General features: G+C 71.0%; 8 protein-coding genes. 5 read left to right on the top strand and 3 right to left on the bottom strand.

Annotated elements, in window-relative coordinates:
• Together ABFC67_RS13355 and ABFC67_RS13350 are read right to left on the bottom strand one after the other, a co-directional pair.
• On the bottom strand, positions 1 to 2,233 hold a 2,233-nt coding region (locus ABFC67_RS13355), incomplete at its 3' end, for an ankyrin repeat domain-containing protein (protein ID WP_346738522.1).
• Between the two features lie 74 nt (positions 2,234 to 2,307).
• Positions 2,308 to 2,562, bottom strand: a complete 255-nt coding sequence (locus ABFC67_RS13350; protein ID WP_346738521.1) for a YcgL domain-containing protein — start codon at positions 2,560 to 2,562, stop codon at positions 2,308 to 2,310.
• Positions 2,563 to 2,761: 199 nt separating this feature from the next.
• Here ABFC67_RS13350 and ABFC67_RS13345 point away from each other — a divergent pair, with 199 nt between their 5' ends.
• Positions 2,762 to 4,129 carry an outer membrane protein transport protein gene (locus tag ABFC67_RS13345; RefSeq protein ID WP_346738520.1) on the top strand — a complete coding sequence of 456 codons (1,368 nt, stop codon included), beginning with the start codon at positions 2,762 to 2,764 and terminating at the stop codon, positions 4,127 to 4,129.
• A gap of 117 nt (positions 4,130 to 4,246) precedes the next feature.
• On the opposite strand, the gene putA is transcribed toward ABFC67_RS13345, so the two are convergent.
• Positions 4,247 to 7,399, bottom strand: coding sequence for a bifunctional proline dehydrogenase/L-glutamate gamma-semialdehyde dehydrogenase PutA (gene putA / locus ABFC67_RS13340; protein ID WP_346738519.1), 3,153 nt, complete (start codon positions 7,397 to 7,399; stop codon positions 4,247 to 4,249).
• Positions 7,400 to 7,628: 229 nt separating this feature from the next.
• Between putA and ABFC67_RS13335 the strand changes: the two genes are divergently transcribed.
• From ABFC67_RS13335 to ctaD, 4 genes are read left to right on the top strand one after another with little or no spacing between them, the layout of a single operon-like run.
• Positions 7,629 to 8,024 (top strand): DUF2244 domain-containing protein, encoded by a 396-nt coding sequence (locus ABFC67_RS13335; RefSeq protein ID WP_346738518.1) that lies wholly within the window; start codon positions 7,629 to 7,631, stop codon positions 8,022 to 8,024.
• Positions 7,954 to 8,151, top strand: coding sequence for a DUF2244 domain-containing protein (locus ABFC67_RS13330; RefSeq protein WP_346738517.1), 198 nt, complete (start codon positions 7,954 to 7,956; stop codon positions 8,149 to 8,151). The genes ABFC67_RS13335 and ABFC67_RS13330 overlap by 71 nt, the downstream gene beginning before the upstream one ends.
• On the top strand, positions 8,148 to 9,056 hold the full coding sequence (gene coxB / locus ABFC67_RS13325) for a cytochrome c oxidase subunit II (RefSeq protein ID WP_346738516.1): 909 nt from the start codon (positions 8,148 to 8,150) through the stop codon (positions 9,054 to 9,056). The genes ABFC67_RS13330 and coxB overlap by 4 nt, the downstream gene beginning before the upstream one ends.
• A 32-nt stretch (positions 9,057 to 9,088) precedes the next feature.
• Positions 9,089 to 10,699 carry a cytochrome c oxidase subunit I gene (gene ctaD / locus ABFC67_RS13320; protein ID WP_346738515.1) on the top strand — a complete coding sequence of 537 codons (1,611 nt, stop codon included), beginning with the start codon at positions 9,089 to 9,091 and terminating at the stop codon, positions 10,697 to 10,699.
• Positions 10,700 to 10,771: the final 72 nt, after the last annotated feature.

Below are 10,771 nucleotides of genomic sequence, written 5' to 3'. Positions count from 1 at the left end.
GCGTGCGCCCGGCGGCGTCGGCGCCGAACAGGTCGCCGCCGCGCTCGGCCAGCGCGTGCGCCACCGCGAGGCCTTCGGGCGCGTCGCCCAATGCGGCCAGCGCGCGCGCCAGCAGGCCGGCGCCGGCCGGCGTGGCGCCGGCGTCGAGCAGGTCGATCACGCCTTCGGCGCTGGCCGGCAGACGTGCCAGCAGCGCGTCGAACAGGCGCGTGCCGTCGGCCAGCGCGGCCTCGGCGCCGAGGCCGTGCGCGATCAGCCAGTGGCGCGCCTCGGCATGCTCGGGGGTGGACAGTTCGAGGTACAGCGCGGCGCGCTCGTCATCGCGCCACTCGCGCACGCGCGCCGCGAAGCCGGAGACGATCGCCCAATGGCCGAAGCGCAGCGCGTCGAGCAGGTGCGCGGGCGTGTCCGCGCCCGGCTCCGGCGCGGCGCTGGCGGCCAGCGTGGCCGGCAGCGGCGTGTTCGGGTCGAGCAGCGCGACCAGGTCCCAGCGGCCGGCGGCGGCGGCGTGGTCGAGCGCGCTGCGGCCGTCCGCGCCGGCATGCTTCGGTTCCGCGCCCAGCGCCAGCAGCGCCCTGATCGTGGCCGCGTCCGCGCGCGGCGACTGGCAGGCCAGCGCCAGCGCGTCGCGGCCGTGCGCGTCGCACGGCGCGGGCGGGGCCTTGGCCTCGGCGAGGGCGGCGATCGCGCCGGCGGCGCCGGCGCGCGCGGCCTCCATCAGCGCGGTGGTGCCATGCTGGTCGGCGCGCGCGGGGTCGGCGCCGGCGGCGAGCAGCGCGCGCACGCATGCGACGTGGCCTTCCAGCGCGGCCTGCATCAGCGCGGTGCGACCGAGCGCATTGGGCGCATCGACCCGCGCCTTGTGCTTCAGCAGCAGGCGGATGCCGGCGGGGTCGTCCTCGGCGATCGCCGCCGCGGCCAGCAGCGCCGGCTCGCCGCGCGCCGGTTCGGGCTGCGCGCCGCGTTCGAGCAGGAAGCGCGCCAGCGTCCAGTTGGCCGCGCGGCAGGCCACCGCCAGCGGGCTCAGGCCGGCGCGGTTGAGCGCGTCGAGCGGCGTCTCGGCGTCCAGCAGCATCGCGGCGATGCCGGCGTCGGCGCCGAGCGCCGCGCCGTGCAGCGCGGTGTTGCCCTCGACGTCGGCGACAGCCGGATCGGCGCCGTTGGCGAGCAGGATCATCACCGCTTCGGCGCGACCGTGGTAGCTGTCGCGGGTGGCGGCCAGCAGCGCGGTGAGGCCGTCGCGCGCGCGGTTGACCTCGGCGCCTTTGGCGATCAGCGCGCGCAGCAGGCGCGTGTCCGGCAGCAGCGCGGCCAGCAGCAGCGCGGAACGGCGGTCGCGCGCGTCCGGCTCCGGCTCCGCGTTGGCGTCGGCGCCGGCTTCGAGCAGGGCCAGTGCGCGCTCGACCTGGCCGCCGCGCGCGGCATCGAGCAGCGCGGCCTCGCGCGCGCCGGGCATGGTCTCGGCGGGATTCAGCCGTACCGGCGGCGCGGGCGGCGCGGCCTGCGACGCGTCGTCGTGGCCGTGGTGCGTACGGCGACGGTCGCACAGCAGCGCGCGCAGGGTGCGGTTGGCGATCACCAGGCAGCCGAGCGGCAGCACGACGATGCCGTACAGCAGCAGCGCCGCGGTGCGCAGTTCCTGCGGCAGCACGCCGTACAGACCGGTCAGCGCGAGCGCGCCGAACGCCAGCACCAGCAGCGCGAACGCGGCCGGCAGGAAGTGGCTGAAGAAACGGTGTTCCTGGTCGGCGGCGAGATGGCGCGCGAACGCCAGGCTGCGCGCGATCGCGGTGAAGATCCACGAGCGTTCGCTGCCCTCGGGGAAGGCGTCGTCCCACAGCATCAGCAGGCCGAACACCGGCCACAGCCGCCACAGCACGGCCAGCGCGACCCCAAGCGCGGTCGACAGCAGCAGGGTGGCGCCCAGCGAAGGCGCCTGCGTCAGCGTGACCAGCGGCCAGGCCACCAGCAGCAGCACCAGCGCGACGTAGGCGGTGAACATCACAAGGTGCGCCGCGCCGCGGCGCAGCGCGGTCGCCAGGAAGCGCGGCTCGGGCGCGAAGCCGATCGCGTGGCAGACCGCCGCCAGCGCCAGCGTGTTGGCCAGCAGCAGCGGGATCAGCACCAGCGGATGCACCGCCAGCGCGGCCAGGGCGACGGCGGCCAGCGCGGGCAGGAAGTAGGGCAGGGATTTCGTGAGCGGCGGACGGCGGCGCGGCTTGGCGTTCGGCATGGAGAAGGCACGTTCGTCGGCACGAAGATGCCGCGAGTATACGAAGCGAACCCCGCCGGCGCGGTAACGCCGCGTTAACCGTCGTCGCGGTCCGGCGCCGCGCCGGGCGGCAGTTGCAGGTGCCAGCCGCGCTCGGCCAGGCTGGCGCGCACGGTCGCCGGATCCTCGCGCGCCAGCCTGCGCCCGGCGCTCAGCTCGACCTCCAGCACGAAGCGCAGCTCGCCGAGCATGCGCGCCAGCGTCGCCGGCAGCGCGCCGAAGGCGTCGCGCTCGCGCAGATACACATAGGTGTCGGCCTTGGCCAGGCTCTTGTAGACGTAGGCGTGCATGCGGCGAAGCTTAGCAGCCGTGGCGACGCCCCTGCGGATGCCGGTGGCCCGGCGGTTAATCCATGCTGCACCTGCACTTGCATCCCCGTCGCGGGCCGTCCAAAGTTCCGCCCCGCGTCCATGCTCGCCCGTATGGGCGCGCCGGCCTGCCCCGGCACCGTCACCATGCTTATCAGGGGAAAACCCAGGAGTGTCACGCATGACCAAGAACAACCGTACCCGGGCCGGCGTCGGTCCGCTCGCCGTCGCGGCGCTTGCCGCGGCCGTGCTCGGCGCGTTGGCGTTGTCCGAGCAGGCCGCAGCCGCCGGCTTCCAGCTGAAGGAGAACGACGTCAAGTCGATGGGCCGCGCCTATGCCGGCTCGCAGACCGCCGGCGGCGACCTCGCCGTGGTCGCCAACAACCCGGCCGCGATGAGCGCGCTGAAGGGCACCCAGTTCCAGGCCGACGTCACCGCGATCGACGTCAGCGCCAAGTTCAGCGGCGGCGGCACCGATGCGCTCGGCCAGCCGCTGACCGGCGGCAACGGCGGCGACGGCGGCGACCTGATCCCGGTACCCGCGTTCGCCTTCGTCACCCAGGTGGCCGACCGCTGGCACCTCGGCGCCGCCGTGCACGCGCCGTACGGCTTCAAGACCGAATACGACCGCGACTGGGTCGGCCGCTACCAGGCGGTGAAGTCCGACATCAAGGTCGTCGACATGGTGTTCTCGGCGTCCTACGACGTCACCGACAACTTCGCCCTGGGCCTGAGCGCGATCGCGCAGCGCACCAGCGCCGAGCTGACCCAGGCGATCAACTTCGGCACCATCATGGCGCTCAATCCGAATGTGCCGGCGGGCCTGTTCCTGCCGCAGTCGGCCGACGGCTACGGCCGCATCAAAGGCGACGACTGGGGCTACGGCTGGCAGGTTGGCGCGTTCTGGCGGCCGACCGCGGCCGACACGCTGGCGTTCAGCTACCGCGGCAAGATCAAGCACACCATCAGCGGCAACGCCGAGTTCACCGTGCCGGCGTCGGTGTCCGGCATCTTCGCGCTGAATCCGCTCACCTCCAGCCTGTTCACCAACACCACCGGCACGGCCGATTTCGATACGCCGGCCTACGCGGAGCTGAGCTACTGGCACATGGTCAACGACCGCCTCGGCCTCGGCGCCGACCTCGGCTGGACGCAGTGGAATTCGCTGAAGGAGCTCACGGTCAATTACGCCAACCCGGCGCAGCCGTCGAGCAGCGAGACGTTCGACTACAAGAACACCTGGTACGCGTCGTTCGGCATGGAGTACGCCTTCAGCGACCAGCTGAGCTTCCGCGCCGGCGTCGCCTACGACAAGACGCCGACCCAGGACGCGACGCGCGATCCGCGCGTGCCGGACAACACCCGCAAGTGGGTGTCGGTCGGCCTCGGCTACAAGCCGACCGACAAGGTCGAGTTCAACGTCGGCTACTCGCACCTGTTCGTCACCGACGCCAAGATCGACGACATGAGCCCCACCGGCGATCACCTGGTCGGCAAGTTCTCCGACACGGGCGACCTGTTCGGCGTCTCCGGCCGCTTCATGTTCTGAACCGGCGTCGCCCGCACGCGGGCGGCGGCTTCATCCGACCCCTCCCCGTCCGCGGGGAGGGGTTTTTCTTGGGTCGTTCCCGGTCGGAACGCCGCGCCCGGCGGGCGCGGCGCGGGATCACTCGCCCAGCGTCAGCAGCGAGGCGTTGCCGCCGGCGGCGGTGGTGTTGATACTGAGCGTGCGCTCGGTGGCGAAGCGCAGCAGGTAGTGCGGGCCGCCGGCCTTGGGACCGGTGCCGCTGAGGCCCTCGCCGCCGAACGGCTGCACGCCGACCACCGCGCCGATCTGGTTGCGGTTGACGTAGCAGTTGCCGGCGCGCACGCGCTTCTGGATGTGCTCGACGGTGGCGTCGATGCGGCTGTGGATGCCGAGCGTCAGGCCGTAGCCGGTGGCGTTGATCGCGTCGATCACGCGGTCCAGCTCGCTGGCCTTCCAGCGGATCACGTGCAGCACCGGGCCGAACACCTCGCGCTTGAGCACGTCCAGCGACGGGATCTCGTAGGCGCGCGGCGCGAAGAACGTGCCTTCGGCGCACTCCGCCGGCAGCGCGACTTCCTTGATCAGCTTCGCCTCGCCGCGCATGCGCTCGGCGTGGCCGGCGAGCACGCTGCAGGCGTCGGCGTCGATCACCGGGCCGACGTCGGTGGACAGCAGGCCCGGATCGCCGACCTGCAGCTCGTCCATCGCGCCGGCCAGCATGGCGATCACCTTGTCGGCGATGTCGTCCTGCACGAACAGCACGCGCGCGGCCGAGCAGCGCTGGCCGGCGGAGTCGAACGCCGAGGCGATCGCGTCCTTGACCAACTGCTCGGGCAGCGCGGAGGAGTCGGCGATCAGCGCGTTCTGGCCGCCGGTCTCGGCGACCAGCGCGGCGATCGGCGCGTTGCGCGCGGCCAGCGCGCGGTTGATCGCCCAGGCGGTCTCGGTGGAGCCGGTGAAGGCGACGCCGGCGACGCGCGGGTCGCGGGTCAGCGCCGCGCCGACCGTGGCGCCGTCGCCGGGCAGCAGTTGCAGCACCGCTTCCGGCACGCCGGCTTCGTGCAGCAGCCGGGTGGCCAGGTGTGCGACCAGCGTGGTCTGCTCGGCCGGCTTGGCGATCACGGCGTTGCCGGCGACCAGCGCCGCGGTGACCTGGCCCATGAAGATCGCCAGCGGGAAGTTCCACGGGCTGATGCAGACGAACACGCCGCGGCCATTGAGGAACAGCTGGTTGGACTCGCCGGTCGGGCCGGGCAGCTGCTCGGGATGCGCGAACAGCCGGCGCGCCATCGCGGCGTAGTAGCGGCAGAAGTCGGCGGCCTCGCGCACCTCGGCGATCGCCGCCGGGATGGTCTTGCCGGCCTCGCGCACGCACAGCGCGATGAACTCGCCGCGGCGCTGCTCGAGCAGGTCGGCGGCGTGCTCGAGGATCGTCGCGCGGCTGGCCGCGGGCAGACGGTCCCACTCCGGCTGCGCGGCGACCGCATTGGCCAGCGCGTGCTCGACGGTGGCGGCGTCGGCGGCCTGCCATGCGCCGACCGCGCGCGAGCGCCTGGCCGGATCGGTCACCTGCACGGTCGGGCCCGCGCCGCTCGCGCCCGGCACCAGCGGCACGGCGCGCCACGGCGCGCGCGCGGCGTTGACCGCCTCGGCGAGCGCCTTCAGTTCGTTGTCGTTGCCCAGGTTCACGCCCATGGAATTCTTCCGAAGTTCAGCGTACAGGCCCACCGGTTGCGGGATGCGCGGATGCGGTTTCGAGGCGAAGCCGCGGCTGGTCTCGCAGGGGTCGGCGACGAGGTCGCGGATCGGCACGTCCTCGTCGACCACGCGGTTGACGAACGAGGTGTTGGCGCCGTTCTCGAGCAGGCGGCGCACCAGATAGGGCAGCAGGTCCTCGTGGCTGCCGACCGGCGCGTACACGCGGCACGGCACGTTCATGCGCTCCGGCCCGACCACCTCGGCGTACAGGTCCGCGCCCATGCCGTGCAGGCGCTGGTACTCGTACGGCCGGCCCTGCGCGTAGTGGTGGATCGCGGCGATGGTGTGCGCGTTGTGGGTGGCGAAGGCCGGGTAGATCAGCTCGCCGCCGGCGTCCAGCATGCGCCGCGCGCAGGCCAGGTACGACACGTCGGTGTTCGGCTTGCGCGTATATACCGGATAGCCGGCGAGGCCGCCTTCCTGCGCGCGCTTGACCTCGGAATCCCAGTACGCGCCCTTGACCAGGCGCACGCACCAGCGGCGCCCTGCGCTGCGCGCGGTCTCGGCCAGCCAGTCGATCACGAACGGCGCGCGCTTCTGGTAGGCCTGCACGGCCAGGCCGAAGCCGTTCCAGCCTTGCAGCGAAGGGTCGGCGAACACCGCGCCGATCACTTCCAGCGACAGCTCCAGACGGTCGGATTCCTCGGCATCGACGGTCATGCCGATGCCCTGCGCCTTGGCCAGTTGCGCCAGCTCCAGCAGCGCCGGGGTCAACTCGGCCAGCACGCGCGCGCGCTTGGCCACCTCGTAGCGCGGATGCAGCGCGGACAGCTTGATCGAGATCGACGGCGCGTCGAGCACGTCCCGCCACGGCCCGCGCTTGCCCAGCGCGGCGATCGCGTCCCTGTAGGCGCGGTGGTAGCGCGCGGCGTCGGGGGCGGTCAGCGCCGCCTCGCCGAGCATGTCGTAGGAATAGCGGTAGACCGCGTTGTCCTTCTGCGCGGCGCGGTCGAGCGCCTCGTCGATGCTGCGGCCCATCACGAACTGGTGGCCCATGATGCGCATCGCCTGGCGCACGGCGAGGCGGATCACCGGCTCGCCGGCGCGCGCGACCAGGCGCTTGAGCGCGCCGGCGACGTCGCGGCGGGTTTCGTCGGCGAGCTGCACCAGCTTGCCGGTCAGCATCAGGCCCCAGGTGGAGGCGTTGACGAACAGCGAGTCGCTGCCGCCGAGGTGTTTCTTCCAGTCCGCCTCGCCGAGCTTGTCGCGGATCAGCTTGTCGGCGGTGGTCTTGTCGGGGATGCGCAGCAGCGCTTCCGCCACGCACATCAGCAGCACGCCTTCCTCGCTGGAGAGGTCGTACTGGCGCATGAAGGATTCGACCGCACTCTGGTCGGCGGCCTTGGCGCGCACGCGCGCGACCAGGTCGGCGGCGCGCGCCAACACCTGCTCGCGCTCGGCCGGCGGCAGGGTCGCCTGCGCCAGCAGTTCGTTGACCGCCTCGGTTTCGTCGCGCGACCACGCCGCGGTGATGCGCGCGCGCGCGGCATCGGCGCCGCCGGACAGTTCGGGGAAGAGGATCTCGGCGTTCACGGGCACTCGTTCGGGGGATGGCGCGGCCGCTGCCGGCGGCGGTGCGAACGCGCGATTGTAGACGCCGCTCCGGCGGGGGCCAAGTGAGCGCGGGGCCGCGCGGGCGCCGCCGCGGCAGGATGTCGCAGGCGTCGCGCGCTTGACCAAAGTCAGGGCGCACCACCGACATTCTTGCTCGCGCCCCGGCCGCGGCACTATCCTTAGCCCGTTCGAGGCACGTTGCGATTCCATGATCGTGCAGGAGCCAGGCCCCGCGGAAGCGGGGCGCGTGACGGTTTGGCTGCGGCCGAACCGTGCGCTCAGCAAGCGCCACCTGCGCTGGCTGGTGGTGGGGCTGGCGGCGGCGTCGCTTGGAACGGCGTGGTTGGGGTCGTTTCAGGGCAACGTGTACGCGCCGCTGTTCGCGCTGGTGGAAGTGCAGGCGGTGGCGTTCGCGCTGGGCCTGGCCTGGCGCGCCGGCGATCGCGGCGAACGCATCACGCTGGATGCGGATGCGTTGGAGGTATGCGCGTTCCCCGGCAGGGGGGGGCGCGACGCGCTTCCCGTCGTACTGGGTGCGCGTGCAGCTGCGGCCGGGGCGCGGGCGGCAGCGACTGCTGCTGGCCTCGCACGGACGCGAGCTTGAGGTCGGTGCGTTCCTGGCCGATGCGGAGCGTGCGGAGTTGTCGCGGCGCCTGCGGACGCTGCTGGCCGAACGCGCCGGTTGGGAACGTCGACAAACGGGTTCACCAGACTCAGGGTGCAAGACATGAAATTTGGCGGCATCTGGCGAAAGGCAGGGGCGTGGGCGGCGGCGAGCGCGCTCGCGAGCGGCGCCGCGTGGGCCAACCCGCAGCCCTGGCAGCTCAATCTCACCTCCGGCGTCACCGACACTTCACGGCAGGTCTACGGCCTGCACATGCTGGCGTTCTGGGTCTGCGTGGGCATCGGCGTCGTGGTGTTCGGCGCGATGATCGTGGCCATGGTGCGCTTCCGCAAATCGAAAGGCGCGGTGGCCGAGACGTGGAGCCACAACACCAAGCTGGAGCTGGTGTGGACGGTGATTCCGGTGCTGATCCTGATCAGCCTGGCCTGGCCGGCGACCCGGACCATGATCCGCATGACCGACACCAGCGGCGCCGACATGACGGTGAAGATCACCGCCTACCAGTGGAAGTGGCGCTACGACTACGTCGACTACCAGGGCAAGCCGGTCAACCGCGTCGGCTTCATCTCCAAGCTGGACAGCGAGAACGACCGCGTGCGCCAGCTCGGTTCCGGCCTCGATCCGTGGTCGCTGAAGAGCGCCGACGGCTTCGACGATTACCTGCTCAACGTCGACCACCCGCTGGTGCTGCCGGCCGGCGTCAAGGTGCGCTTCGTGATCACCGCCGACGACGTGATCCACGCCTGGTGGGTGCCGCAGCTCGGCTGGAAGCAGGACGCCATTCCCGGCATCGTCAACAGCCAGTGGACGCAGATCGACGAGCCCGGCATCTACCGCGGCCAGTGCGCCGAGCTGTGCGGCCAGGATCACGGCTTCATGCCGATCGTGGTCAAGGCGGTGCCGAAGGCAGAGTTCGAGCAGTGGCTGACCGCGCAGGAAGCGGCCAGCGCCGTCGACCAGGCCGCGCATACCGCGCAGACGAATGTCCCGACCCCCGCGGGCCGGGGTTGAACGAACCAGATCGCACAGAAGAGGTGCCAGTCATGGCTACGCATGCGGCCACCCACGACCACCACGACGAGAAGCCGCAGGGCTTCCTCGACCGCTGGCTGTTCACCACCAATCACAAGGACATCGGCACGCTGTATCTGGTGTTCTCCTTCACCATGGTCTGCATCGGCGCGGCCATGTCCGGCGTGATCCGCGCCGAACTGATGAAGCCCGGCCTGCAGCTGGTGCAGCCGTACTTCTTCAACGAAATGACCACCATGCACGCGCTGGTGATGATCTTCGGCGCGATCATGCCGGCGTTCGTCGGCCTGGCGAACTGGATGGTGCCGCTGATGATCGGCGCGCCCGACATGGCGCTGCCGCGCATGAACAACTGGTCGTTCTGGATCCTGCCGTTCGCGTTCGTGCTGTTGCTGTCGACGCTGTTCATGCCGGGCGGCGCGCCGGCCGGCGGCTGGACCATGTACCCGCCGCTGGTGCTGCAGGGCGGCAACGGCATCGCCTTCATGATCTTCGCGATCCACCTGATGGGCATCAGCTCGATCATGGGCGCGATCAACATCATCGCCACGATCCTGAACATGCGCGCGCCGGGCATGGACCTGCTGAAGATGCCGGTGTTCGTGTGGAGCTGGCTGATCACTGCGTTCCTGCTGATCGCGGTGCTGCCGGTGCTGGCCGGCGCGGTGACCATGCTGCTCACCGACAAGTACTTCGGCACCAGCTTCTTCAACGCCGCCGGCGGCGGTGACCCGGTGATGTACCAGCACATCTTCTGGTTCTTCGGGCACCCCGAGGTGTACATCATGATCCTGCCGGCGTTCGGCATCATCTCGGAGATCGTGCCGACCTTCGCGCGCAAGCCGTTGTTCGGCTACAAGGCGATGGTGTACGCGCTGGCCTGCATCGCGTTCCTGTCGTTCATCGTCTGGGCGCACCACATGTTCACCGTCGGCATGCCGCTCGGCGGCGAGCTGTTCTTCATGTACGCGACGATGCTGATCGCGGTGCCGACCGGCGTGAAGGTGTTCAACTGGCTGACCACGATGTGGCGCGGCTCGCTGACCTTCGAGACGCCGATGCTGTGGGCGATCGCGTTCGTGATCCTGTTCACCATCGGCGGCTTCTCCGGCGTGATGACCGCGGTGGTGCCGGCCGACTTCCAGTACCAGGACACCTACTTCGTGGTGGCGCACTTCCACTACGTGCTGGTGACCGGCGCGCTGTTCTCGATCATCGGCGCGATCTACTACTGGTGGCCGAAGTGGACCGGCCGCATGTACAACGACAAGTGGGGCAAGATCCACTTCTGGTGGAGCGTGGTGTTCGCCAACGTGCTGTTCTTCCCGCAGCACTTCCTCGGCCTGGCCGGCATGCCGCGGCGCATCCCCGACTACAACGTGGCGTTCGCCGACTTCAACTTCATCAGCTCGATCGGCGCGTTCGGCATGTTCTTCACCCCGTTCATGTTCTTCTTCATCCTGTGGCACTCGAAGAGGCATGGCGCCAAGGCCGACGCGCGCGCCTGGGATGGCGCCCGTGGGCTGGAGTGGACGGTGCCTTCGCCGGCCCCGTACCACACGTTCTCGACGCCGCCGCTGGTCGACGACAGCCTGTTGGCGCACGGCGACGTGAGCCATTGAACGGATACGAACCCGCCTTCCCGCCGTCCGCTCCCCCTGCGGGGGCGGGCGCGGGTTCCGCCGGTAAGCATC

The sequence above is a fragment of the Mizugakiibacter sp. genome, from assembly GCF_039680435.1.
Taxonomy (GTDB): domain Bacteria; phylum Pseudomonadota; class Gammaproteobacteria; order Xanthomonadales; family Rhodanobacteraceae; genus Mizugakiibacter.
The sequence above is the reverse complement of the archived record's forward strand: the minus strand, read 5'-3'. Positions and strand labels throughout refer to the sequence as shown.